21 protein-coding genes, 1 pseudogene and 1 riboswitch are annotated in these 25,735 nt (G+C 61.2%); of the genes and pseudogenes, 12 read left to right on the plus strand and 10 right to left on the minus strand.

Going from position 1 to position 25,735, the window contains the following annotated elements:
- The first annotated feature begins 77 nt into the window (after window positions 1-77).
- Window positions 78-172, plus strand: a riboswitch (glycine riboswitch).
- Between the two features lie 141 nt (window positions 173-313).
- Genes gcvT through gcvP form a run of 3 tightly spaced genes read left to right on the plus strand, consistent with a single transcriptional unit; the run spans window position 314 to window position 4,763 of the window.
- Window positions 314-1,462 (plus strand): glycine cleavage system aminomethyltransferase GcvT, encoded by a 1,149-nt coding sequence (gene gcvT / locus RSO67_RS07375; RefSeq protein WP_315842953.1) that lies wholly within the window; start codon window positions 314-316, stop codon window positions 1,460-1,462.
- 10 nt (window positions 1,463-1,472) lie between these two features.
- The gene (gene gcvH, locus RSO67_RS07380; RefSeq protein ID WP_315842954.1) at window positions 1,473-1,838 is read left to right on the plus strand and encodes a glycine cleavage system protein GcvH; all 366 of its coding nucleotides are present in this window, start codon (window positions 1,473-1,475) and stop codon (window positions 1,836-1,838) included.
- Between the two features lie 60 nt (window positions 1,839-1,898).
- Complete coding sequence (gcvP, locus tag RSO67_RS07385) at window positions 1,899-4,763, plus strand: aminomethyl-transferring glycine dehydrogenase (RefSeq protein ID WP_315842955.1); 2,865 nt, start codon at window positions 1,899-1,901, stop codon at window positions 4,761-4,763.
- 41 nt (window positions 4,764-4,804) lie between these two features.
- Here gcvP and RSO67_RS07390 read toward each other — a convergent pair whose 3' ends face one another.
- Both RSO67_RS07390 and RSO67_RS07395 read right to left on the minus strand, forming a co-directional pair.
- Window positions 4,805-5,302 (minus strand): ferritin-like domain-containing protein, encoded by a 498-nt coding sequence (locus RSO67_RS07390; protein WP_068735876.1) that lies wholly within the window; start codon window positions 5,300-5,302, stop codon window positions 4,805-4,807.
- A 114-nt stretch (window positions 5,303-5,416) separates the two neighbouring features.
- A complete protein-coding gene (locus RSO67_RS07395; protein WP_315842956.1) occupies window positions 5,417-6,589 on the minus strand; it encodes a M20 aminoacylase family protein in 1,173 nt (390 codons plus the stop codon).
- A gap of 165 nt (window positions 6,590-6,754) precedes the next feature.
- On the opposite strand from RSO67_RS07395, the gene RSO67_RS07400 reads away from it, so the two are divergent.
- From RSO67_RS07400 to RSO67_RS07420, 5 genes are all read left to right on the plus strand, one after another.
- Complete coding sequence (locus RSO67_RS07400; protein ID WP_315842957.1) at window positions 6,755-8,374, plus strand: GMC family oxidoreductase; 1,620 nt, start codon at window positions 6,755-6,757, stop codon at window positions 8,372-8,374.
- Window positions 8,375-8,451: 77 nt separating this feature from the next.
- Window positions 8,452-9,402: a metallophosphoesterase family protein gene (locus RSO67_RS07405; protein WP_315842958.1), complete on the plus strand. Its 951-nt coding sequence runs from the start codon at window positions 8,452-8,454 to the stop codon at window positions 9,400-9,402.
- A gap of 78 nt (window positions 9,403-9,480) precedes the next feature.
- Window positions 9,481-9,744, plus strand: a complete 264-nt coding sequence (locus RSO67_RS07410; protein ID WP_410001816.1) for a cupredoxin family copper-binding protein — start codon at window positions 9,481-9,483, stop codon at window positions 9,742-9,744.
- 79 nt (window positions 9,745-9,823) lie between these two features.
- Entirely contained in the window at window positions 9,824-10,387 is a 564-nt protein-coding gene (locus RSO67_RS07415) for a sigma-70 family RNA polymerase sigma factor (RefSeq protein ID WP_315842960.1), read from the plus strand.
- Window positions 10,384-11,136: an anti-sigma factor gene (locus RSO67_RS07420; protein WP_315842961.1), complete on the plus strand. Its 753-nt coding sequence runs from the start codon at window positions 10,384-10,386 to the stop codon at window positions 11,134-11,136. Before RSO67_RS07415 ends, RSO67_RS07420 begins: the two co-directional genes overlap by 4 nt.
- A 3-nt stretch (window positions 11,137-11,139) precedes the next feature.
- On the opposite strand, the gene hpnO is transcribed toward RSO67_RS07420, so the two are convergent.
- On the minus strand, window positions 11,140-12,531 hold the full coding sequence (gene hpnO, locus RSO67_RS07425) for an aminobacteriohopanetriol synthase HpnO (RefSeq protein WP_315842962.1): 1,392 nt from the start codon (window positions 12,529-12,531) through the stop codon (window positions 11,140-11,142).
- Between the two features lie 99 nt (window positions 12,532-12,630).
- On the opposite strand from hpnO, the gene RSO67_RS07430 reads away from it, so the two are divergent.
- Entirely contained in the window at window positions 12,631-13,341 is a 711-nt protein-coding gene (locus tag RSO67_RS07430; RefSeq protein ID WP_315842963.1) for a DUF2147 domain-containing protein, read from the plus strand.
- On the opposite strand, the pseudogene RSO67_RS07435 reads toward RSO67_RS07430, so the two are convergent.
- A pseudogene (locus RSO67_RS07435) lies at window positions 13,331-15,920 on the minus strand (MMPL family transporter). The gene RSO67_RS07430 and the pseudogene RSO67_RS07435 overlap by 11 nt on opposite strands.
- Before the next feature lie 394 nt (window positions 15,921-16,314).
- Between RSO67_RS07435 and ispH the strand changes: the two are divergent.
- Both ispH and hpnH read left to right on the plus strand, forming a co-directional pair.
- Window positions 16,315-17,259 (plus strand): 4-hydroxy-3-methylbut-2-enyl diphosphate reductase, encoded by a 945-nt coding sequence (ispH, locus tag RSO67_RS07440; RefSeq protein ID WP_315842964.1) that lies wholly within the window; start codon window positions 16,315-16,317, stop codon window positions 17,257-17,259.
- A gap of 42 nt (window positions 17,260-17,301) precedes the next feature.
- The gene (gene hpnH, locus RSO67_RS07445; protein WP_315842965.1) at window positions 17,302-18,471 is read left to right on the plus strand and encodes an adenosyl-hopene transferase HpnH; all 1,170 of its coding nucleotides are present in this window, start codon (window positions 17,302-17,304) and stop codon (window positions 18,469-18,471) included.
- Window positions 18,472-18,575: 104 nt separating this feature from the next.
- On the opposite strand, the gene RSO67_RS07450 is transcribed toward hpnH, so the two are convergent.
- The 6 genes from RSO67_RS07450 to RSO67_RS07475 form a co-directional block, all read right to left on the minus strand.
- Window positions 18,576-19,310: a phosphorylase gene (locus RSO67_RS07450; protein WP_315842966.1), complete on the minus strand. Its 735-nt coding sequence runs from the start codon at window positions 19,308-19,310 to the stop codon at window positions 18,576-18,578.
- Window positions 19,307-21,280: a squalene--hopene cyclase gene (shc, locus tag RSO67_RS07455; protein ID WP_410001817.1), complete on the minus strand. Its 1,974-nt coding sequence runs from the start codon at window positions 21,278-21,280 to the stop codon at window positions 19,307-19,309. Before shc ends, RSO67_RS07450 begins: the two co-directional genes overlap by 4 nt.
- Before the next feature lie 42 nt (window positions 21,281-21,322).
- Complete coding sequence (gene hpnE, locus RSO67_RS07460) at window positions 21,323-22,573, minus strand: hydroxysqualene dehydroxylase HpnE (RefSeq protein WP_315842967.1); 1,251 nt, start codon at window positions 22,571-22,573, stop codon at window positions 21,323-21,325.
- Window positions 22,573-23,427, minus strand: a complete 855-nt coding sequence (gene hpnD, locus RSO67_RS07465) for a presqualene diphosphate synthase HpnD (RefSeq protein ID WP_410001818.1) — start codon at window positions 23,425-23,427, stop codon at window positions 22,573-22,575. The genes hpnE and hpnD overlap by 1 nt, the downstream gene beginning before the upstream one ends.
- A complete protein-coding gene (gene hpnC, locus RSO67_RS07470; protein WP_315842968.1) occupies window positions 23,424-24,305 on the minus strand; it encodes a squalene synthase HpnC in 882 nt (293 codons plus the stop codon). Before hpnC ends, hpnD begins: the two co-directional genes overlap by 4 nt.
- 229 nt (window positions 24,306-24,534) lie before the next feature.
- A complete protein-coding gene (locus RSO67_RS07475; RefSeq protein ID WP_092146618.1) occupies window positions 24,535-24,777 on the minus strand; it encodes a cysteine rich repeat-containing protein in 243 nt (80 codons plus the stop codon).
- 439 nt (window positions 24,778-25,216) lie between these two features.
- Between RSO67_RS07475 and RSO67_RS07480 the strand changes: the two genes are divergently transcribed.
- Window positions 25,217-25,717, plus strand: coding sequence for a hypothetical protein (locus RSO67_RS07480; protein WP_315842969.1), 501 nt, complete (start codon window positions 25,217-25,219; stop codon window positions 25,715-25,717).
- Window positions 25,718-25,735: the final 18 nt, after the last annotated feature.

Raw genomic sequence — 25,735 nt, forward strand, 5'->3', positions numbered from 1 at the left:
GCAGCACAGGGCCGTTGATAGGTGTCGCAACCGCGTTGACAGATTCAGGGAACGCATGCTCTTGTGCCGGCGTTGAAAGACGTCACGTCGGGAGAGACCGGCCCCCATTTGGGCCGGCGCCGAAGGAGCAACCGCCCCGGAAACTCTCAGGCAAAAGGACCGCGTGACTGGTTAGCATCTGGAAAGAGATGCCTTTGAGCCCAAATGGGCCGATGGCGTCCGCCGACGGGATAATACTCTCAGGCACAGCGACAGATGGGGCTCGTACAGGCACTCCGGGAATGGTCCCGGGGAACCGCGAGGACCCGTCACCATGCTAGCGACCGATAAACCCTCAACTTTAAAACAAACGCCGCTGCACGCCCTCCACGTCGCCCGTGGCGGCAAGATGGTGCCCTTCGCCGGTTATGACATGCCGGTGCAATACGCCACCGGCGTACTGAAGGAGCACCTCCACACCCGTGCTGCTGCCGGCGTATTCGACGTCTCCCATATGGGCCAGCTCACCTTGCGGGCGAAGTCCGGCAAGGTCGAAGACGCCGCTTTGGCGCTCGAAAAGCTTGTGCCGATGGACATTCTCGCGCTGGCACCGGGGCGCCAGCGTTATGCCCAGTTCACCAATGAGGCCGGCGGCATTCTCGACGACCTGATGGTGGCGAATTTCGGCGATCACCTGTTTCTGGTGGTCAACGCTGCCTGCAAGGATGAAGACGAGGCGCATCTGCGCGCGCATCTCACCGACACATGCATCATCGAGACCCTGCCCGACCGTGCGCTGATCGCGCTGCAGGGTCCGAAGGCGGCGGACGTGCTGGCCAAGTTCTGCCCTGAGGCACCGGCAATGAAGTTCATGGATGCGGGCCCGCATCAGGTGAACGGCATTGCCTGTTTCGTCTCACGCTCCGGCTATACGGGCGAAGACGGCTACGAGATCTCGATCCCAAACGATCAGGCCGAGGCCCTTACCTCCGCCTTGCTCGATGATCCCGACGTCCTGCCGATCGGTCTCGGCGCCCGCGACAGCCTGCGTCTCGAAGCCGGGCTGTGCCTCTACGGCCACGACATCGACACGACGACGACGCCTGTCGAAGGCGGATTGAACTGGTCGATCCAGAAGAGCCGCCGGACCGGCGGCGCCCGCGCCGGCGGTTTTCTCGGCAGCGACAGGATACTGGGCCAGCTCGATGGCGGTGCACCGCGCAAGCGTATCGGCCTGCTGCCGGAAGGCCGCGCGCCAGTGCGCGAAGGTGTGCTGCTCTTTGCGGACGCGACCTCCACCGAATCGATCGGCAGCGTCACCTCGGGCGGCTTCGGCCCCAGTCTCGGCGCGCCAATTGCAATGGGCTATCTGCCCAGCGCGCAGGCAGCCGACGGCACCACCGTCTATGCCGAGCTTCGCGGCCAGCGGATGCCGATGAAAGTGTCACCCATGCCCTTCGTCCCCCACAGCTACAAGCGTTGAGGAACTGCCCATGACCACCCTGTACACCGAAGACCACGAATGGCTCGCGATCGACGGCGACGTCGTCACCGTCGGCATCACCGACTACGCACAGTCACAGCTCGGCGACGTCGTGTTCGTCGAGCTGCCCAAAGTGGGCCGCGCGCTGAAGAAGGCCGAAGCCGCCGCCGTGGTCGAATCGGTCAAGGCCGCCTCCGACGTCTATGCGCCGATCACCGGCGAGGTCGTGGAGATCAATGACGCACTCGCAGCCGAGCCCGCGCTGGTGAATTCCGATGCCGACAGTAAGGCGTGGTTCTTCAAGCTGAAGATCGCCGACAAGAGCGAGCTCGAAGGCCTGATGGATGCCGACGCCTACAAAGCCCACACCGCCTAGTCGTCATGCCCGGCGAATGCCGGGCATGACGACTTCTGAAATTCGTTCGAGGAACAACAGATGACCCTGAACAAATCTTCCGGCGACGTCGCCACCGATTTCGTCCGCCGCCATATCGGCCCTTCGCAAGCCGATATTCGTGTGATGCTTGAAACGGTCGGCGCGAAAAGCCTGTCCGCACTGATGGGCGAGACGCTCCCTGCCTCAATTCGCCAGAAGACGCCGCTCGATCTTGGCCCCGCGCTCAGCGAAACGGAGGCGCTGGCGCATATGACCGAGATGGCGGCCAAGAACGCGGTGTTCACATCGCTGATCGGCCAAGGCTATTCCGGCACGGTTCTGCCGACGGTGATCCAGCGCAACATCCTGGAGAACCCGGCCTGGTACACGGCCTATACGCCGTATCAGCCGGAGATCAGCCAGGGCCGACTCGAGGCGCTGTTCAACTTCCAGACCATGATCTGTGACCTCACCGGTCTCGATGTCGCCAATGCGTCGCTGCTCGATGAAGCGACCGCTGCTGCGGAAGCCATGGCGCTGGCCGAGCGCGCCTCAAACATTCAAACCAAAACCTTCTTCGTCGATCATGAAGTTCATCCGCAGACGCTGGCGGTGCTGCGCACCCGCGCCGAGCCGCTCGGCTGGAAGCTTCAGATCGGCAATCCGCTCACTGACCTCGACAAGGCCGATGTGTTCGGCGCGATCCTGCAATATCCCGGCACGACCGGCACCGTGCGCGATTTCAAGCCGGCCATTGCGGCGCTCAAAGCGAAGGGCGCGCTCGCCGTCGTCGCCGCCGACCTACTGGCGCTGACGCTGCTGGCCTCGCCGGGCGAACTCGGCGCAGACATCGCGATCGGCTCGGCGCAGCGCTTCGGCGTGCCGATGGGATACGGCGGTCCGCATGCCGGCTACATGTCGGTGCGCGACGCGATCAAGCGCTCGATCCCGGGCCGCCTCGTCGGCCTCTCCATCGATTCCCGCGGCGAGCCCGCCTATCGCCTGGCGCTGCAGACCCGCGAACAGCATATCCGCCGCGAAAAGGCGACGTCGAACATCTGCACCGCGCAGGTGCTGCTCGCCGTCATCGCCTCGATGTATGCGGTCTATCATGGCCCCGAAGGCCTCAAACACATCGCTCGCACGGTCCATCGCCGCACACTGGTGCTGGCCGCTGGCCTCAAGAAGCTCGGCTTCGCGTCGGAGAGCGAAGCCTTCTTCGATACTCTGACGGTGACCGTCGGCGACAAGCGCGACGGCATCATTGCCGCAGCCCAGGCCGAGAAGATCAACCTGCGCGTCGGTGACGGCACGATCGGCATCGCGCTCGACGAGACCACGACGCCGGAAACCATCGAAGCGATCTGGCGCGCCTTCGGTGGCAAGCTTGGCTATTCAGACGTCGAGCATGGCGTCAGCGACGCCCTGCCCGCCTCGCTGAAGCGGAGCTCGGCCTTCCTCACGCATCCCGTCTTCCACAGCCATCGCTCCGAGACCGAACTCCTCCGCTATATGCGGAAGCTCTCGGACCGCGACCTGGCGCTCGACCGCGCGATGATCCCGCTCGGCTCCTGCACCATGAAGCTGAACGCCACCACCGAGATGATGCCGTTGACTTGGCCCGCCTGGGGCTCGCTGCATCCATTCGTGCCCCGCGAACAGGCCGCCGGCTATCACCAGCTTTTCGCAACACTGGAAAAATGGCTGTGCGACATCACCGGCTACGACGCCGTATCGCTGCAGCCGAATTCCGGCGCGCAAGGCGAATATGCCGGGCTGCTCGCGATCCGCGCCTATCACGCGGCGCGCGGCGACAGCCATCGCAATATCTGCCTGATCCCGTCATCGGCGCACGGCACCAATCCTGCCTCGGCCAGCATGGTCAATATGGATGTGGTTGTCGTCGCCTGCGACAAGCGCGGTGACGTGGACGTCAACGACCTGCGCATCAAGGCCGAGAAACACGCTGCCAATCTCGCGGCAATCATGATCACCTATCCGTCGACCCACGGCGTGTTCGAGGAGCATATCCGCGAGATCTGCGAGATCGTCCACGCCAATGGCGGTCAGGTCTATCTCGACGGCGCCAATATGAATGCGCAGGTCGGCCTGTCGCGTCCGGGTGATTACGGCGCGGACGTCAGTCATCTCAACTTGCACAAGACGTTCTGCATTCCGCACGGCGGCGGCGGCCCCGGCATGGGCCCGATCGGCGTCAAGGCGCATCTGGCGCCCTATTTGCCCGGTCATCCCTCGGCCAACGGCGATGTACCGGTGGGTCCGGTGTCGGCCGCACCCTACGGTTCGGCGTCGATCCTGACCATCTCCTACATCTACATCCTGATGATGGGCGGCGCGGGTCTCACCTCGGCCACCGAGCTTGCGATCCTCAATGCGAACTACATTGCCACACGGCTGCATCCGCACTTCCCGGTGCTGTATCGCAACGAAAAGGGACGCGTGGCGCATGAATGCATCATCGATCCACGCGCATTCAAGACGTCTGCCGGCGTCACCGTCGACGATATCGCCAAGCGCCTGATCGACTACGGTTTCCACGCACCGACCATGAGCTTTCCTGTCGTGGGGACGCTGATGATCGAGCCGACGGAATCGGAATCGAAACTCGAACTCGATCGGTTCTGTGAGGCGATGATCGCGATCCGCAATGAGATCACGGATATCGAGAGTGGCCGCTTGACCGTCGAGGCGTCGCCGCTGCGTCATGCGCCGCATACAGTGCACGATATCGCGGATGACGACTGGAAACGCGCTTATACACGCGCCGAAGGCTGCTTCCCGGCTGGGACCTCGCGCACCGACAAATACTGGTGCCCGGTCGGCCGCGTCGATAACGTTTATGGCGATCGCAATCTGGTATGCTCGTGCCCGCCGATGGAAGACTACGCGCAGGCCGCAGAGTAAAATAAAAGCGCCACCCGCAATGTGCGGGTGGCGCTTTTCAATTACGCCGCCGCAGCTAGATTGACCGCTGATTTCGCCAGCACCGACAGTGACTCATCGGTCTTCTTTTCCTGATTGAGCGTCTCGTCGAGCAGCCGGACCGCGTCCTTCATGCCGAGTTCCGTGGCCCAGGCCTTCAAGGTGCCATAGCGCGAGATCTCATAGTGTTCGACAGCTTGCGCCGCAGCAAGCAGGCCGGCATCGAGCGAACTCGTGCCCTTGTACTCGTCCATGATCTCCTTGCCTTCGTCGAGGATACCCATAATGGCGTCGCAGGTCTTGCCGCGGGCGGGCTTGTCGAGCAGCTCGAAGATCTGTTCCAGGCGCTCGACCTGGCCTTCGGTTTCGTCGTGATGCTTTTCGAAAGCGGCGCGCAATTTGTCCGAGGTTGCGGCCTTGGCCATCTTCGGCAGGGCTTTCAGGATCTGCTTTTCCGCGAAGTAGATATCCTTGAGCGTATCGAGAAAGAGGTCGTTGAGGTCTTTGTCTTTGGTCGCCATGACGCATGCACTCCGTTGAGCCAGGGATCGTTTCCCGCGGCTCAACGTCACCTGATGTCTCTTGTTCCTGAGGTCGTGACGCAACGATCAAAAATCGTTACGTCACGCTCGCTGTCAGGCCGCCAGAGTGGTCTCGACCAGCTTCACCCAATAGGACGTGCCGTAGACGATGGCATCATCGTTGAAATTATAGGCGGGGTGGTGCAGCCCGGCGCTGTCGCCGTTGCCGCAGAAGATGAAGGCGCCGGGGCGCGCTTCCAGCATATAGGCGAAGTCTTCCGCGCCCATCACCGGCGGCATGTCGACATTGACCTTCTCGGCGCCCGATATTTCACTGGCGACGCGCACCGCCATGTCGGTCTCTGCGCGATGGTTGACCACCACGGGATAGCCGCGGTCATAATCGAGCACAATCTTCGCTCCGGTCTGCAGCGCGACGCCGTTGACGACCTCGTTCATGCGCTTCTCCATGAGATCGCGCACTTCGGAGTTCAACGTTCGTACGGTGCCGCGCAGTTCAGCGGTGGCCGGGATCACGTTGCTGGCATGGCCGGCGTGGAATTCGCAGATCGAGAGCACAGCGGATTCCAGGGGATTGACGGTACGGGAAACGATCGTCTGCAGCGCCATCACGAGCTGCGAGCCGACCAGCACGGAATCGATGGTCTTGTGCGGATAGGCGGCATGGCCGCCCTTGCCCTCGATCTGGATCGAGATGCGGTCCATCGCCGCCATGATCGGACCCGGGCGCAGCGCGAAGGAGCCTACCGGCATGCCAGGATTGTTGTGCATGCCATAGACCTGATCGATCTTGAAACGGTCCATCAGGCCGTCCTTGATCATCGCCGCAGCGCCCGCACCGCCCTCTTCGGCCGGCTGGAAGATCACGACGGCATTGCCGGCGAAATTACGTGTTTCGGCGAGATATTGCGCAGCGCCCAAGAGCATGGACGTGTGACCATCGTGACCGCAGGCATGCATCTTGCCGGGGGTCTTCGAGGCGTAAGGCAGATTGGTCTCTTCCTCGATCGGCAGCGCATCCATGTCGGCGCGCAGCCCGATCACCTTGTGCTCGCCGGAGGCCGGCTTGCGGCCCTTGATGACGCCAACGACACCGGTTCGTCCCAGGCCCGTCACGACTTCGTCGCAACCGAACTCCTTCAGCCGTTCCGCCACGAAACCCGCGGTCCGGTGCACGTCATACATCAGCTCGGGATGGGCATGCAGGTCACGGCGCCAGGCCATGATTTCCGGTTGCAGATCGGCGACACGATTGATGATGGGCATGGGTCAGGGTCTCGATGCGGTGGAACGGCGATATGCTTGTCTAGCATGTCGCGTGCCAACGGCCCACCCCACCGGTCCCATCACATGCTGTACAGACGCCCGCCGCCTCGTTAATCCCTTTCGGCACGGCAGGTGAGACCGTGAAACGGATGCGGCAGGGAAACGATGACGACACGGCTCGAGGGTGATTTCGATTATATCGTGGTTGGTGCAGGTACCGCCGGTTGCATCGTCGCCAATCGCCTTTCGGCAGATCCCGGCAAGCGCGTCCTCATTCTCGAGGCCGGCGGCAACGACAACTGGATCTGGTTTCATATTCCGGTTGGCTACCTTTTCGCCATCGGCAACCCCCGCTCCGACTGGATGTTCCGCACCGAGCCGGAGCCCGGCCTCAATGGCCGCGCGCTGGCCTATCCGCGCGGCAAGGTGATCGGTGGCTCCTCCGCGATCAATGCCATGATCTCGATGCGCGGCCAGGCGGCCGACTACGATCACTGGCGACAGCTCGGCCTCAATGGCTGGGGCTATGACGACGTACTCCCGGCGTTCAAGAAATTGGAAGATCATTTCCTCGGCGCTAGTGAACATCACGGCGCGGGTGGCGGCTGGCGCATCGAAGAGCCGCGGCTGTCCTGGACAGTACTCGACGCCGTCGGCGATGCAGCGGCCGAAATGGGCATTCGCAAGACCGCCGATTTCAACACCGGCGACAATGAAGGCATCGGTTACTTCCACGTCAACCAGAAGCGCGGTCGCCGCTGGTCGTCGGCCCGTGGCTTTCTCAAACCGGCACTGAACCGCCCGAACCTGCGCCTCGAAACCAAAGTGATGGTCGATCGCCTGATCGTCGAAAACGGTCGCGCGGTCGGCGTACGCTTCACCCAGAACGGCCAGGAGATGGAGGCACGCGCCAGGGGCGAAGTCATCCTGTGTGCTGGCGCGGTCGGCTCACCGCATCTGTTGCAGCGCTCCGGTATCGGACCCGCGGAGTGGCTGTCGGCCGCTGGCGTCGACGTAACGCTCGACCGTCGGGGCGTCGGTCGCAACCTGCAGGACCACCTGCAGCAGCGTGCGATTTACAAGGTCTCCGGCGTGCGCACGCTGAACGAGACCTACTACAATCTGTTCCGCCGAGGCTGGATGGGCGTCGATTACGCGCTTCGCCGCCGCGGGCCGCTCACCATGGCACCATCGCAGCTTGGCATCTTCACGCGCTCCGATGCCCATCGCGAACGCGCCAACATCCAGTTTCACGTGCAGCCCCTGTCGCTCGATAAGTTCGGCGATCCACTGCATCGCTTTCCGGCGATCACCATTGCTGCCTGCAATCTGCAACCGACATCGCGCGGCGAGATCAGACTGCGCTCGGCGAAGCCCGATGACGCACCGGCAATTGCTCCGCACTATCTCTCGACAGACGACGACCGTCAGGTTGCTGCCGATGCGATCCGTGTCACGCGTAGGCTAATGAAGCAAAAGGCGCTCGCCGCCTATCATCCCGAAGAATATCTGCCGGGGCCATCGGTTGGCGACGACGCAGAGTCCTTGGCAAAGGCCGCCGGCGATATCGGCACCACCATCTTCCATCCTGTCGGGACCGCGAAGATGGGCGCGGCCTCGGACCCGACGGCCGTGGTGGACGAGCGGCTGCGCTTTTACGGGATCACCGGATTACGGGTCGTGGACGCCTCGGTGATGCCGACGATCACGTCGGGCAATACCAACACGCCGACCGCGATGATCGCGGAAAAAGGCGCGTCGATGATCATCACGGATTCGCGATAACCTCGTTCGGCGGGAATAAATTTCCGTCTTCGTCGATCCAGTCCCCATAGCCCAATGCAGGGCGATGGAGATTGGCGATGAGTGCATTTGATCACGATCACGCCCACGGCGACCCGAGGCTGAGCCGCCGAAAGGTATTGGAATGCATGACATGGGCTGGCACCGGCGTGCTCTGGAGCATCGCCGGCGGCGTTCCGCACGCCCTTGGGCTGATTGATTCGGCACAAGCGGCAGAGCCCACCGGCCTGACCTTTCTGCAGATCAGCGACAGCCATATCGGCTTCGACAAGCCAGCCAATCCCAACGCCATCGGTACGCTCGAGGAAGCCATCGGCCGGATCAAAGCCATGCCGGTGAAGCCATCGTTCATGATCCATACCGGCGATATCAGCCATCTCTCCAAGGCCTCCGAATTCGACGATGCCGACCGCATCATCTCGCAAGCGCGGCTCGATGTGCATTACGTTCCAGGGGAGCATGATTTCATCGACGAAGAGGTCAAGCTCTACCGCGAGCGCTACGGACGCGGGACCAAGGGCTCCGGCTGGTATTCCTTCGACGCGAGCGGCGTGCACTTCATCGGGCTCGTAAACGTCGTCGATCTCAAAGCCGGCGGACTTGGAAACCTCGGCGCCGAACAACTGGCGTGGCTGGAAGACGATCTTCGCGGCCGATCGAAATCGACACCTATCGTGGTGTTTGCGCACATCCCGCTCTGGACGGTCTATCCGACCTGGGGATGGGGTACCGAAGACGGAGCACGCGCGCTGGACTACCTCAAGGGCTTCGGCTCGGTCACGGTGCTGAACGGCCATATCCATCAGGTGATGCAGAAAGTGGAAGGCAACGTCACGTTCCACACCGCACGCTCAACTGCGTTTCCACAACCGGCACCGGGGACAGCGCCCTCACCTGGCCCCATGAAGGTGGCCGACGACAAATTACGCGGCCTGCTGGGCATCGCCAGCATCATCTTCAAACCCGGCGATGAACGCCTCGCCATCATCGATACCCCGTTGCAAGGCTGAGGGCATCGCAACATGATATCCGTCACCTTACGCAACATCTGCATCCGTGTCGCCATTTTTGCCGTCATAACCTCTTGCATGACAGCGGCGCGCTGCGAAGACCTCGCGGTGATGATCGACAACTTCACCTTCGAGCCGGCGCAGCTCGCCATCAAGGTCGGCACGACCGTCACCTGGAAGAACCGAGACGACATCCCGCACGCCGTGGTCTCAGCCGGAAAATTCAGGTCGAAAACACTCGATACTGACGACAGCTATTCCTTCACGTTCACGTCACCAGGTGACTACACGTATTTTTGCTCGCTGCATCCGCATATGACGGGGATAATCAAGGTTGAGTAGCGGCCAAAACCAAGGCATCACAACGATGCCCGGCCTCTGGAAACCCAGCAGCCGGACATCGGCCGGCAAGGACAAGTCGATGCCAGCGCACAGAGCTGACGACGTTGGCGAAAGGACGCGCCGTTTTCGCGAGGTCGCGCTGCCATGCCTCGACGACGTCTATACGCTGGCCCGCTATCTGCTGCGCGACGCTGACGCCGCGGAGGACGCCGTACAGGAGTGCTATCTCCGCGCGCTGAAACATTTCGACAGCTATCGTGGCCCTGCAATCAAACCATGGCTGTTCGCCATCCTGCGCAATATCTGCCATGCGGAGTTCGCCCGTCGCATGAGCTCACCAACCGCGATCGCCGAAATCGCCGAGGCAGAGTCGCAGGAAGCTGCGCCGCTCTGGCATGAGGCACAGGCTTCGCCGGAAGCGGAACTGCTCCGACGTCGCGACGCCACGACGATCCAGCGTCTCGTGAGCACGCTTGCCGAACCGTTCAGGGAAATCCTCGTCCTGCGAGAAATGCAAAACCTGTCTTACCGCGAGATTTCCGACATCGTCGGCGCGCCCATCGGCACCGTGATGTCGCGTCTCGCCCGTGCACGCGCGATGCTCCGGATCGCATGGATGGCTGAAGAGGAGCAGCACCAATGACCTGCGACGAGGCCGAGATCCTTCTTCACGCATTACTCGATGACGAGCTCGACGCCGGGCATGTCCGCGAGGTCGAAGCACACATTGCCACGTGCCAGCGCTGCGCTGCTCAATTGAACGCCTATCGCGACATGCGATCCGCAATGGCCGCCATCGATCTGCATTTTACGGCGCCTCCCCAGCTACGCCGGCGCATCGAAGCAGCGCTCCCCAAGGCTCACGCGCCAAATCGTCGCGCCGTGCTGAAAGGCTTCGCGATGGGGTCGGTGTTGTCCGCCGTGGCTGCGACCGGCCTCGTCGTCGTCGTGCTTCGCCACGAAGACGAGCAGCGTATTCTTTCGGAGGTCGTGTCGGCGCATCTGCGCGCGTTGCAGGCCGGACATCTCACCGACGTGCTCTCCACCGATCAGCACACGGTGAAGCCCTGGTTCAATGGTCGGCTTGACGTAGCGCCGCCGGTTGTCGATCTCACCGCGCAGGGTTTCACGCTGATCGGCGGACGGCTTGATTATGTCAACGGCCGAACGATTGGCGCCATCGTCTATCGGCGGCGCACCCATGTGATCAATCTGTTCGTTGCACAGACGACAAATGCAGAATCACGCGTGGCCAGGATCGAGACCGTTCAGGGCTTCAACATTCGCCACTGGAGCGAGCGCGGCCTGACCTACTGGGCAGTCAGCGATTTGAACGCCGATGAACTTACTGATTTCGGCAGCAAGGTCGAACTTGCAACGGGAGCGAGCTGAAACCTAGGCTGACTTCCGCACGGCGTTGTCGACCAGCGTCTTGCCGAGCGACCAGATCGCGCCAGGAACCTTGTGGCTATCGGCGATAACGGTACGGAACGAGTTTTCGATCCACTTGCCGTCTTCCTCGGTGACAACCAGCGGCGGCAGTAGCTTGATGGTGTGACTGCCGTGACCGGAGACCTGGGTCAGGATCTTCTGCTCCTTGAACAGCGGTACGGTGATCAACTGGCAGAACAGGCCTTTGCTGGCCGACTCCAGGATATTCCACGATGCTTTGAGGCGCAGCGACTTCGGCGGGCCGAATTCGACACCGATCATGAGACCTTTGCCGCGCACTTCCTTCAGAAGCTCGAATTCGGGAATCATGTTCTGCAGAGCGAGCCGCAATTCAGCACCGCGCTTGGCCGCGTTCTCGACCAGCTTCTCGTGCTTCATGATCTCCAGCGTGGCAATACCCGCGGCCATCGCCAGATCGTTCTTGCCGAAGGTCGAACCATGGACCAGCGAGCGATCCATACGGTTGAAGATCTTGTCGAAGATGCTTTTTCGCGTCAGCAGTGCGCCAACAGGAACATGACCTCCAGACAAGGCCTTTGCGAGAAGGATCATGTCGGGTTCGACGTTCCAGTGCTCGATCGCCAGAAACTTTCCGGTACGTCCGAGGCCGGTCTGGATTTCATCGGCGATGAACAGCGTGCCGTATTTGCGGCACAGCGCAGCGGCGCCCGACAGGAATTCATCGGTGGGCAGGTTGACGCCCTTGCCCTGGATCGGCTCGACGATGAAGCCGGCGACCTGTTTCGACGACAGCGCCTTCTCCAGCGCTTCGAGGTCGTTGAACGGCACCGTGGTGCAACCCGAGAGCAGTGGACCGAAGCCGGTGCGGAAATTGGTGTCGTCGGTCAGTGACAGCGCGCCATAGGTCAGTCCGTGATAGGCGTGATCGCAATATACGATCCCGTCGCGGCCGGTCGCATTGCGGGCGAATTTGATCGCGGCCTCGACGGTTTCTGCGCCCGAGTTCGCGAAAAACACCTTGTCCATATAGGGGACGTTTTCCAGCAGCTTCTCGGAGAGGATACCTGCGAGTGTGGAAACATCCATTTGCACCAAATTGGGCATGTCGGCGTCGAGCACGCTTTTGAGCGCATTCCGCATCACCGGATGGTTCCGGCCAATCGCAAAAACGCCAAATCCGCTCAGTAGATCGAGATAACGGGCGCCGTCTCGGTCGAACAAATACTGGCCGGTGCCTCGCTGAAAGCCAACGTCATATCCGATGGTCTTGAGGACTCGAACGAGCTGTTCATTAAGATGGCGCGTATGCATCGAGCTACGCTGCGCCTCCCGTTCAACAAACATCTCGGAAACGTCTAGATTCGGATATACCATGAGTTACATACGTCGGTTGATGGTCGCTTCGTCAACTGAAAACCGTAAATGCGGCGATTTGACTTCGCCGAGAACCGCTACTTAAGCATAGGTCTAAACATGTTGCAGCGCCCACGCATTACTACGCGTACTCTTACATATTGCGGAATCCTTTTTTCGGCAGGCTTGTTTTCGGCAGGGCTGGCTCCCGCATTTGCAGCAGACCCAACCGGCGATTGGAAGGTCGAGGACGGCGTCGCGCATATTCGTGTTGCCGAATGCGGCGGCAGCATGTGGGGGGCCGTAGCCTGGGAAAAGACCCCCGGCGGGATCGACAAGAACAATCCCGATGCCACCAAGAAAGCGCGCCCCACTTTGGGCATCGTAACATTGCTGGACATGAAAAAGAATGCCGCAAACGACAAGTGGGCGGGTCAGGTTTACAATGCCAAGGACGGAAAATTCTATAAATCGACGATCAAGCTCGGTGATACGGCTGACGAACTTGAAATCGAAGGATGCGTCCTTGGTTTCCTGTGCGGCGGCCAGACCTGGACGCGCGTAGGTCCGTCGATTCCGTCGAGCCCCTCGAACCTCACCGCCAAGGGCGCCCTGCCCAAGGCGGGCGCCGCCACCGGCGGCAAGATGGCCCCAGCGGCTACTCCGACGGCTTCTGCTGCCGCACCCAAGGCTACACCGGCTCCCGCTGCCGGCGCCCCCAAGGCCGCCGCTCCTGCCGGTCAGAAAACCGCTGCAGCAACGGTGCCGGGACAGCCGGCCGATATCGGCGATATCTGCCTGCTGCCCGAGATCAACAAGGTCACTCACTAGTCTCGCGCGGCTTACCCATGAGAGCCGGCTGGAATAGAAGCACGGCCGCCAGCGTCACGACAAAGGACATCGCGAGCAGTTTACCCATGCTCGCGGTGCCCGGATGGTTCGACAGCCACAGGCTGCCGAACGCCGTAGCAGTCGTCAGCGCGCTAAAGAAAATCGCGCGTGTCAGCGATGACTGCAGCAGGTTCTTGTAGCCTGCCCGCCAGGCCGTCACATAGTAGATCTTGAACGCCACGCCGACGCCAAGCAGCAGCGGCAGCGCGATGATGTTGGCGAAGTTCAGCGGCAAGCTGATCAACACACAGATCTCCAGCGTGACCGTTCCCGCCACCAGCAGGGGAACGATAGTCAGCAACACGTCGCTGATGCGCCGTAAAGCCAGCCACAGCAACAACGAGATCGAAAGCAGCGCCCAGATGCCCGCGTGAATGAAGGCGGTGACAATAGTGTCGCCCGACTTCAGGATCGAGATCGGACCCCCGACGGCAAGCGGCTCGGACTTCAGCACGGCGTCAGCGAACTTGCGCAGCGTGTCGTTATCGTTCGGATCGCCGTTGGGCTGCGCCTCGACGCGGATCTGGCCATCCTTGGTCTTCCACGAATTCACCAGTTCGGCTGGCAAGGTCTGCAAACTGATCGGGCTCGCCTGCATAAGATTACGCAACTGCCCCAGCGCGAGCTTGAGCGGCACCACAAAGGTCGCCTGCACCTGATCGCGCACAGGCTGGCTGGCATCAGCGGTCTTGGCCAATGCATCCGCCAGACGCTTGGCGGCGACGGCGCCAGGACTGGTCTGCGTTCCCGCAAGTTTGCGCAGGCTCGCCGCCGAGTCCTTCAGAGAAGTGACGTTTTCCGCATCAGTCGGCGCCTTGTCGATCGACTCAGGGTTCAAAGCCGGCTCGGAGAATCTTCGCGCCTTCCTGAATCGCCTTCAGCTTGGCGGGCTGATCCTCAGGAACGAAGCTGCCGAGCGAAATCGTACGAGCCACTTCCGGGACCTTGGAGAGACGTTCTTCGACCTGGTTCGCAGCGGCCTCGTTTGGCGCCATGATATTGACGGCATTGGCGCCGGTGTTCGGATCCTTGCGCAGATCGAGGAAGGTCGCGATCGACTCGACATTCGGATTACGCAGGTTGATCGGATTGAAGTCGAACTTCAGGAAGTAGAGCAACGGCAGACCGGCGATCGTGAGCGCCAGTGTGATGCCAATAATCCAGAAACGCTTCTCTTCCAGGAAACGGTCAACAGGCGCCAGGAACGCATAACCGACGGGCTCCTTTTCGCCCGCGGGATTCAAGAGGTCGAGCAATGCCGGCAGAACGGTGATGCTGGTCAGGAACGCGATCATCATGCCGGCGCCGGCGATCTTGCCGAGTTCGGACACGCCTTTGTAATCGGTCGGAAGGAACGACAGAAAACCGGCAGCCGTTGCGAAAGCGGCGAGCGACAGCGGTACTGCGCAATATTCGGCAGCCTTCGTCAAAGCGAGCGGCAGATTGTCGTTCTTGTAGCGCTCGGAGCGGTAACGCACGCTGAACTGAATGCCGAAGTCGACGCCGAGGCCGACGAACAACACGGCAAATGCAATCGACAGCAGGTTCAGCGAGCCCACCATCATAAGACCGACGGCGGTCGTTGTGACGAGCCCAACGAACAGCGTTGCGAAGACGGCGCCGATGATCTTGGCCGAGTGCAGCGCCATCCAGAGGATGACCAGCACGATCAAAACCGTACCGATCCCGTTGACGATGGCTCCATCCTGCACGGTGGAGAATTCCTCGTTTGCGATGGGGACCGGGCCGGTCAACCGCACGCGTGCGCCGTATTCGCCAGCGATGTTCAGGTCGATGGCGGCCTGCCGGATCGCATCTGTCGCGGTCTTGCCGGGCTCAAGCGCGTTGAAGTCGAGGATGGGCTTGATCTCGATGAAGCCACGCTTGTCGCCATCCGTCAGAGGCTTGTCGCTAACCAGCCCGCGCCATGAGAAGGTGCCCTTGCCGTTTTTCAGCACGTCCTCGATGGTCTGCGAGACGGCGTTGAAGGTCGGCGCTGCAGCGTCAAGCTGAAGCTGCCCACGGCGAATGCCGGTAAGGCCGGTCTCCAGCGCGCCGGTGAGACCGCGCAGACTGGGATCGCCGGCCATGATTTCAATCAGGGGAGCAGCTTGCTGGAACTGGCCCGTCAGTTGCGCAACTTCCTTGGTCGGCAGGAACAGCAAGCCGTTTTTCTCGAAGAACGCTCCGCCATCCAATCGACGAACCGAGTCGAAATCCGTCTTGTTGGTGACCAGCTTCGCTTCCATCGCATTGGCTGCGGCATTGGCGAATTCAGGCGTGGGCGCCTCAACCACCGCGATAATCAGGCGCTCCTGATCGAAGGCCTTGTCGAAGGCAATGTCGCGCTGACGCCAATCGAGATTGGGCGAGATCAGCTTGTTGATGTCTGTATTGATCGAGAAATTCTTCGCCGTGTAATAGCTCGCGCCAATCGAAAGAAGCACACAAACGAGCACCACCGGCAGTGCAAACCGGGTGCAGAAGTTCACGATCGAGACGACAACTCTTGTCAGCACGCTTTTTCTTTCTATTTGGACGAGGCTCGCAAAGAATGCGGTTCACGAGGGAGGGTTCCGCAAACCATTACTTTCGCATTGGATGCGCTTTGCTTTCAGCAATGTGATGGGATGGCATAAAACGTGCTGATCACCGTAGCAACGGCCGTGTTAGCGACGCCTCGTCGCGCCGTAAAGTGACGAACAAGTGAGAGTTTTCAGGTTCTTGTGGCGCAACCGCAAGATATTACCGCAACCCGGCCAGTCGTCGCAAACCACGTTTTCGGTTCGTGATTGCATACTGAGTGATTTTTGTCACACAGAACGGCTCAAATATCCAGCTGGGCTGGATATGTGCCTGATTGTGGTACAGAATTAAGGATTATACCGGAATCGATTATGGACTTTGTACCCCGTGCTTGATCGTCGTCCCCTTGAAATCTTTCTGGCTCAGCCGCGCGGCTTCTGCGCGGGCGTCGTGCGTGCCATCGAGATCGTCGAGCGTGCTCTTGAGCGCTACGGCGCGCCGGTCTATGTCCGCCATGAGATCGTCCATAACAAATATGTGGTCGAGAGCCTGAAGGCCAAGGGCGCCATTTTCGTCGAGGAACTCTCGGAAGTGCCTCCGAATGCGATGACCGTCTTCAGCGCCCATGGCGTCGCCCGCAGCGTCGAGGAAGAAGCGGCTACCCGTGGCCTGCCTGTTTTGGATGCAACTTGTCCGCTTGTCACCAAGGTCCACAACCAGGGCAAGCGGTACATGTCCAAGGGCCGCAAGGTCATTCTGATCGGCCACGCAGGCCATCCGGAGGTTGACGGTACCATGGGACAGGTGCCCGGCCCGGTTTACCTTGTTCAGAGCGTTGCGGACGTTAAGGCACTGACGCTGCCACCGCAGGAACCGGTCGCCTATATCACCCAAACGACCCTCAGCGTGGATGACACCAAGGACATCATTTTGGCCCTGGAACAGCGTTTCAGTGACATTGAGGGCCCCGATACCCGCGATATCTGCTATGCAACACAAAACCGCCAATCTGCGGTAAGAGACCTCAGCAAACTTGTGGACGTCATCCTGGTCGTCGGGGCGACCAACAGTTCCAACTCGAACCGGTTGCGCGAAATCGGCACCGAAGTCGGTGTCGCAAGTTACCTCATTGCCGATGGCAGCGAACTCAACCCCGCCTGGTTGAAGGATGCGCGTGCCGTAGGCATCACGGCTGGCGCATCCGCGCCAGAAGTGCTTGTAGATGACGTGATCGAGACCTTACGGCGGATCGGACCGGTTGCGGTGTCGGTGTTGCCCGGACGTGAAGAGAATATCGAATTCAAGCTACCCGCCGAACTGACCGCGGTTTGATCCACCTTCGTCACGATGTGATGCGCAGAGAGAAAATTCGAAATGGCCATTCCGTTTTTTAAAGAAATGAAGATCGGCTCCTATCTCTTGAAGAAGAAGCTGACTGGCCAGAAGCGCTATCCGCTGGTGCTGATGCTGGAACCCCTCTTCCGCTGCAACCTGGCCTGTGTCGGCTGTGGCAAGATCGACTATCCGAACGCCATCCTGAATCGCCGCATGTCGGCGCAGGAATGCTGGGATGCTGCGGACGAGTGCGGCGCGCCGATGGTTGCGATCCCGGGCGGCGAGCCGCTGATCCACAAGGAAATCGGCGAGATTGTGCGCGGCCTGGTCGAGCGCAAGAAGTTCGTCTCGCTCTGCACCAACGCGCTGCTGCTTGAGAAGAAGCTCGACCTGTTCACGCCGTCGCCCTACCTGTTCTTCTCGGTGCATCTCGATGGCCTCAAGGATCATCACGACAAGGCCGTGTCGCAGGAAGGCGTGTTCGACAAGGCCGTGTCCGCGATCAAGGCCGCCAAGGCCAAGGGCTTCGCGGTCAACGTCAACGCGACCATCTTCGACGGCCACGCGGCCGAGGACATTGCCAAGTTCCTCGACTTCACCGTGGAGCTCGGTGTCGGCGTCTCGATGTCGCCGGGCTACGCTTATGAGCGTGCGCCGGATCAGGAGCACTTCCTGAACCGCACCAAGACCAAGAAGCTGTTCCGCGACGTCTTTGCGCTCGGCAAGGGCAAGAAGTGGAACATCATGCATTCCGGCCTATTCCTGGACTTCCTCGCCGGCAACCAGGAATACGAGTGCAAGCCGTGGGGCATGCCCGCGCGCAACATCTTCGGCTGGCAGAAGCCCTGCTACCTGCTTGGTGAAGGCTACACCAAGACGTTCAAGGAACTGATGGACACCACCGATTGGGACACCTACGGCACCGGCAAGTACGAGAAGTGCGCCGACTGTATGGCCCATTGCGGCTACGAGCCGACCGCTGCGGACGCGGCGATCAGCAACCCCTTCAAGGCCATGTGGGTGGCGATGCGCGGCATCAAGACCTCGGGCCCGATGGCGCCGGAAATCGACCTCACCAAGCAGCGCCCGGCGCAGTACGTGTTCTCGTCGGAAGTTCAGAAGCGCCTGTCGGACATCCGCAAGGAAGAAGCTGTCGCCGCTGCCGCCAAGGCAGAGGAAAAGGCGCAGAAGGCTTCGACCGCTGCCTGAGCGATTTCAGATCGGATATCAAAAAGGGCGCGATGCAAATCGCGCCCTTTTTCTTTGTAGCGATGTTAGTGGAGAGCGGCCAGTAAGGCCTATCAGAGCCTTGCTCAGACGTCCGCGGAAACCAGGTTGGTGTGACCCAGCAGATAGCTGCGGCAGTCGCGCAGGCTGCGCAAAGCGCGATTGAAGTCGCGCCCGGTCGAAACCAGCGCCCGAATCACCAGAGGATTGCGGGCGATGCCGCGCAGCACCTTGCGCAGATCGACATCACCATTGGGTTTGATCGCAGTGGTGGCGATTTCCGGCAGGGCGCGATGGGCGGGATCGCTGACCACGCGCAAAGCGGCAAAGGGCAGTCCGGCCATGGCGGCGAACTCGGCGGCGATGTGGCTTTCCATATCGACAGCAGCGGCACCGAATTCCGAGCGCAATGCGGCCTTGCCGGCCTGCCCCGTCACGACCTTCTCGACACCAACCAGACCACCGCGAAACACCTTCTGGCGGCCGACGCCGGCACCGGCGATCAGTTCATCGCTAAGGACTTCAGACGCTGACCAACGGCTGTTGCCGGCCACCACTTCCGTGGCCACAACGACAGCGCCTGATTTGAGATCGGGATCGAGGCCGCCGGCGACGCCGAAGCTGATGACGCCGCGGATGCTGGCGGGGTCGAAGTCAGCCAGCAGGCTGCGGAGCTGGACGGGGTCGCTTGAACTGCAAATGACGGTCATTCCCGGCCCGGCAGCGATCTTCGCTTCCTGCACCAGCCCCGTGACGATCAATACCGGCCGCGGGTCGGTTGTATCGCCCGCGGTCGAAATGCCCCCATCGCCCAAAATCACATCCCAACCCCTACGGTCTTGCTGTTGGTGCTCTTCAAATTCCGGAACCGCGCCAACGCCCAGAGCGGGAAGAATTTCGAGTAGCCATGATAACGCAGATAAAACACACGGGGGAAGCCGGTAGCCGTGTAACGGGCCTCGTCCCAGAGTCCTTTTTCCGTCTGTGTGTCCATCAGGTACCGCGTTCCACGGGCGACAGCCGGATTATCGACCTCGCCTGCCGCCATAAGCGCAAGCAAGGCCCATGCCGTTTGCGACGACGTGCTCGGGGCCGCCTCGAATCCCTTGTAGTCGAGTCGATAGCTGACCGCATCTTCGCCCCAGCCGCCGTCCTCGTTCTGGATCGACAGCAGCCAGTCCACCGCCTTGCGAAACGCTGGATCCCGGTGATCAATGCCAACGGCATTGAGAGCGCACAGCACCGACCAGGTGCCGTAGATGTAGTTCAGGCCCCAGCGGCCATACCAGGAGCCCTCTGCGAGCTGGGTACGGCGCAGATATTCCACACCGTCTGCCAGCGGCTTCGAGGTCTCGACGGTGTCGCCAAGCTGCGCCAGCATCGAGACACAACGCGCGGTGACATCCTCTGTCGGCGGATCGAGCAACGCGCCATGGTCCGAGAACGGAATGTTGTTGAGGTAATATTCGAGGTTATCGACCTCGAACGCCGCGAAGCCGCCGTCGCTGCTCTGCATGCCGAGGATCCACTCCCGGCCGCGATCGAGCGCAACGTCGTATTCCTTGCCGCCGGTCTGACGGCGTGCGCGGTCCATCGCCATCATCACCACGGCCGTGTCGTCGAGATCCGGGTAATAGGCGTTGTTGTACTGGAACGCCCAGCCGCCCGGACGCAGGTCCGGCCGCTTCACCGCCCAGTCGCCCTTCACGTCGAGCACCTGCTTGGTAGCCAGCCAGTCGAGACCTTCTTTCGCCGGACCGAACGCTTCATCGCCGCCGGTCTCCAGCATCGCATGCGCGGTCAGCGCGGTGTCCCACACCGGCGATACGCAAGGCTGGCAATAGGCTTCGACCTCACCGACAATCAGAAGCTTGTCGATACCGCGCCGCTGGATGGCGCGGGGCGGATAGTCGGCGGGGAAGCCGAGCACTTCATACATCATGACCATATTGGCCATCGGCGGATAGATCGCACCGAGACCATCCTCGCCGTTCAGGCGCTCCTCGCAGAACTCGACGGCTTTCGCGATCGAATGGGCGCGCAGCTTCTTGGGAAAATACGGTTCGGCGGCGCGGAGCAGAATATCGATACCGGTGAAGAAGGCGAACATCGCGCGACTCTGATGCGGTGCGCGTTTAATGCCACCGATCCTGGATGGATCTTCCAGGAACAGTTCGTCGATGCCGACGCCCTTCTTGTTCTGCGCGCGCGGCTTCAGCGCTGCGAGCACCATGAGCGGCACGATGGTGGTGCGCGCCCAGTAGGACATCTTGTTGAGGTGGAACGGAAACCACATCGGCAGCAGCATAATCTCGACCGGCAGCACCGGAGTGGCGCGCCAGGAGAGGATGCCGAACATCGCGAGCAGGAAGCGCGTGAAGACGTTGACGTTGACGGCGCCGCCGCGCGAGCGGATCGCTTCGCGGGCGCGAACCATATGCGGCGCGTCGGTCGAATCACCGATCATCTTCAGCGCGAAATACACTTTCACGCTGGCGCTCATATCGAAGTCGCCGTCCTGCACCAGCGCCCAGCCGCCATGCTTGCCCTGGGTGCGGCGCAGATAGTTGGCGATCTTACCTTCAAGCTCGGCATCGACGGGCTCGCCGAGGTAGTGCCGCAACAACACGTATTCTGACGGGATCGTGCCGTCGGCTTCGAGCTCAAATACCCAATGGCCGTCAGGCTGCCGGAACTTCAGCAGGCCCTGCTTCGCCGAAGCGATGCTCGTCTCGAGCGCCGCGTTCTGAATTGTGATCTCTGGACTGACCGAATGCATCTCGCTCGCCATATCTCCGTACTCGTCGTGAATGATCGTCTGGTTGCGCGACAGTCAGCGCATCGCCAGAACGAGATCGGCCGCGCGGTCACCCGACCGCACCGATCCCTCAATAGTCGCCGGCAGACCGGTATCGGTCCAATCGCCCGCGAGAAAAAGATTCTTGAAATCGGTGCGTGTGCCCGGACGCAGGGCATCCTGGGCAGGCGTAGCCGCAAAAGTAGCACGGCGCTCGCGCACGATCTGCCAGGCGGGCAGCGGCGCCTGGATATTCGAAATCTTGCAGATCTCGTCCCAGATCTGTTGCGCAAACTGTTCGCGCGGTGTGTTCACGAAACGGTCGCCATTGCTGATCGTGATCGACAGGCGATTGTGGAAAGCAAACAACCATTCCACCACACCGCCGACAACGCCGACCAGCGGCGCGTGGCCTGCTGGCGGAACGTAGTTGAAATGCGCGTTCACGATCGCGCGGAATTCGGTAGGTGTCTTCACGCCAGGCAATAGCGATTTTGCGGCCCATGGCGGAACAGCCATCACCACGACGTCGTCCGCGCCAAGCGTGATGACGTCTTCAGCGCCAAACTTCAGCTCGGTGACGCGATCACCACTCATGGTGTAACCGCGCAGCTCATGGCCAAAATGAACGCCGGCGCCCTTGGCGCGCAGCAATTCGATCGCAGGCTCGACCAGAACATCGCTAAGACCCGCGCGGGCGATCAGCGGACGGCACGCCTGCCCGCCTGCCAGCAGCGTTTCGCGCACGATGGCGCCGGCGAGGCCAGCCGAGCCTTCCGGCGGATCGACATTGAGCGCGGCCAGCAATAGTGGCTGCACCAGACGATCGTAGAGGACGCCTTCACAGCGAATGGCATCGCCGACGAGACGACTATTCGACGACCAGATCAGCGGCGACAGAGCGAGATAATCGCCGACTGATGTGTCAGGGACGCGGCGCGTCTTGTCGAACAACCATGTCGGGATCTTGCCATCGCCGAGATCGAGCTGCCAGCGCTTGCCAGTCTTGGCATCAGCAAATGCGAATTGCGCCCGCTTCGGACCAACGAGCCCGGCCTCGGTGCCAATCGACTTCGCATAGGCCACGACGTGGCTGTTGCCCGACAGAACCAGATGGTTGCCGTTGTCGATCTGGAGCTGTGTCTGCGCGTCGAAATACGACCGGCAGCGGCCACCGGCCTGCTGCGTCGCCTCATGGACGTGGACCTTGAAGCCGGCATTGACGAGACGCACGGCGGCCGACAGGCCGGAAACGCCGGCACCAATGATATGAGCGGTCTTTTGCATCAGATAATCGCGTATCGCAGCAGGATCGCTATCTTGGAGGCCTTGCCGAGACGAACGGGGTCGCGCGGCAAAGCAAAGCCACGCGTCACCAGCAATTCCAGGATGGCGTGATAATATTTCGACATGATCCGCGGTGCGCGCACCACGCGGCGCTTGTTACGCGCCATGATCTCGTCGGACTTTTCGAAATGCGCCTGCGCCCGCTTCACCAGCGGCACACAGACCTTCGGCAATGCCGGGCTGGCGCGCACCACGTCCGGATCGCTCGACGTGATGCCGGCGTGATAGAGCAGCTCACGCGGCAGATAGAGACGGCCGATGTCGGCGTCTTCGTCGATATCGCGCAGGATATTGGTGATCTGCAGCGCACGGCCGAGATGATACGCCAGCAGAATGCCGTCTTCGTCCGGCATGCCGAACACCTTCACCGACAAGCGGCCGACGGCACTGGCAACACGATCGCAATACAGATCGAGCGTCGCATCGTCAGGCGCACGGATATCCGCAGGGATATCCATCTCCATGCCGTCGATGACGGCGATGAAATCCTCTTTGCGCATGCCGAATTGCTTGATTGGCCCGGCATAGTCGCGCACACGCGCTGGCGGATTGCCTGCATAGAGCGCATCGATATCTGCGCGCCACTGCTGCATGTCAGCGAGCCTGACGTCGCGCGGACCATCGGAATCCGCGATATCGTCGACCTGACGGCAGAAGCTGTAGATCTGGAACATCGCATCGCGCTGGGCACGCGGCAGAATGCGCATCGCGGCATAGAACGAGCTGCCGGCAGCAACGCCCTGAACCTCGCTCTGAGATTCGCTATTGTTCACCTGGCTCGTCATCTGGTTCATGCGCCCGGCGTCGTCGAACGAGGCATCGGGGCGCTCGTGGTGGCGCGGCGCCACAGCCCGCCGGCAATGCCGGCCAGCGCGTAGCCAGCCATGCTGGCCTTAGAGAGATGGACCTTCTCGCTCAGCGGATCGCGCATCTTCAGCATCTTCAGTATCTGCCAGGCAAAAGTCTCGATGACGGCGACATCGCAGCCCAGCCGGACGTCCGCGATATGAACCGTCAGCGTCTCGCTCTCGTGCATCAGGGTCTCGGTCTTGGCGACCAGCTCGCGAATACAGGCCAGCAGCGCCGGCGACGCCTTCGCCTGCTTGAGATCTTCCACCGAGGCGCCGTGCCGGTCCAGCGTGTCCTGCGGAATGTAGACCCGATCGAGATCGCGATAGTCGTTGCCGCAATCCTGCAGGTGATTGTTGATCTGCAACGCCGCGCACAGCGCATCCGACGCCGGCCAGGTGGCTTTGCTTTCGCCGTGCACGTCGAGCATGAAACGTCCGACCGGCATCGCCGAGAACGAGCAATAATGAATGAGCTCATCCCAGTCGGCGTAACGCAGCTTGGTCACGTCCATCCGGAAGGCCGTCAGGACGTCGAGCGCATGACGCGGGGCCATACCCCGCGTCTGCAGCGCCTCGCGCAGGATCACCGCTTCGGCCTGGCCGTCACCCTGACCGAGCAGGTCGGCCTCCAGCTCGTCGAGCAGAGCCAGTTTTGCAGGCGCATCGAGCAGCGCGTGATCGGCAATGTCGTCTGCGGTCCGGACGAAATTATAGAAGGCAAGAATCAGCGCCCGGTGGCGCGGATGGATAATCCACGACGCGACAGGAAAATTCTCGTCACGATCGGTCTTGCCGGATCGCAGTTCGCTCGCAGGGGTCATCCAGAACTGGCTACGTTGGATTTAAACGGGATGGCTCGGGGGCCGCCAAGGTCCGGTAATACCGGCAGGCGGGGTCGGCCGCGAGCCCCCATATAGGGCAAATTGGCCCGTGAGACCAATGCCAATATGCCACTTTCGGCCGCAGCCAGTGCCGGGCCGGATCACGTCTTAGCGGGCTCGCGGCGAGACCAAAACGGCGCCACGAGCCCGGAATCTCACATCGGCGGGCTTATTGGCCGTGGCTGACCAGCACATCGTTGCAGGCCTTGCTGATCTTGGGGCGGTTTTCCTTGAGGCAGGACAGAACCACGAGGTCGCCCTGATCCATCACGTTGCGGCAGAGCTTCTGCACGTCGCGGGTGCAAGCCTTCTGCTCCGCGTCGGTGCCGCTGCGGGGCTGGTTTTGCTGGGCCAATGCACCGGTCGAGGCAGATGCGGAAAGCACGGACAGTACCAGGAGAAATTTACGCATTGTCTTCCTTCAATATGGTGACGAGATCACAGCCCGTGTGGTGCATAGCATAAACTGAAACATTCGCATCGCCGGGAAGGCTTTATCTTCAGGCACATCGGCGAATTCGCGGCGATGGATGCAATCAGGACACAGAACATTCCCGCCGCCACAGACACGAATAAATGCGGCGAAAGCTTGCGCACATGGCCGCACTGGCTGCAGGGCCGGCCGATGCCAACCCCGCAGGACAAGATAAGGTTTTAGGACAATTGTTCAGACGCGCATCACCTCCACCCGTTCCGCTCCGGGAACCTTCGCGCTTGTGGGCGGTGACATGTTACTTTTACAATCGTCCAATTATGATCGCTCTATTGAACCTAAAGATGTGCAGCGACACTTAAGCTTCGATGAGGCGCGGCATAACTCGGTTACACAGCGCTATTTTGGGAAAACTTACATGACATTCCATTCTACAAAGCGGTTCGGGCACGCCCTCAAGGCCGCTGGCGCTGGCGCGGTCCTGCTGCTGTCTGTGTCCGCAGGCCATGCCCAGTCCGGACCGTTTGCCGGCTTCGACGGGGCCTGGAGCGGTACCGGAACGGTCTCCATGTCGGACGGGTCGTCGGAGCGCATTCGCTGCCGGGCGACCTACAAGGTGGATGGCGGCGGCAGCGCACTGGCTCAGACGCTGCGCTGCGCCAGCGACAGCTACAAGTTCGACCTCTCCAGCAATGTCACCAGCCAGGGCAACAACGTGTCCGGCAGCTGGAGCGAAGCCAGCCGCAACGTCTACGGCAATCTGGTCGGCAAGGCGGGCGGCGGCCAGATCGACGTCTTCGTCGAGGCCGCGGGCTTTGCCGCCAACATCACGCTGACGACCCGCGGCAACAAGCAGTCGGTGTCGATCAGCTCCAAGGGTGAAATTCGCGGCGTCTCGATCAACATGGTCAAGAGCTGAGCCAGCTCCAACGTCACT

The organism is Tardiphaga sp. 709, from assembly GCF_032401055.1.
Lineage (GTDB): Bacteria > Pseudomonadota > Alphaproteobacteria > Rhizobiales > Xanthobacteraceae > Tardiphaga.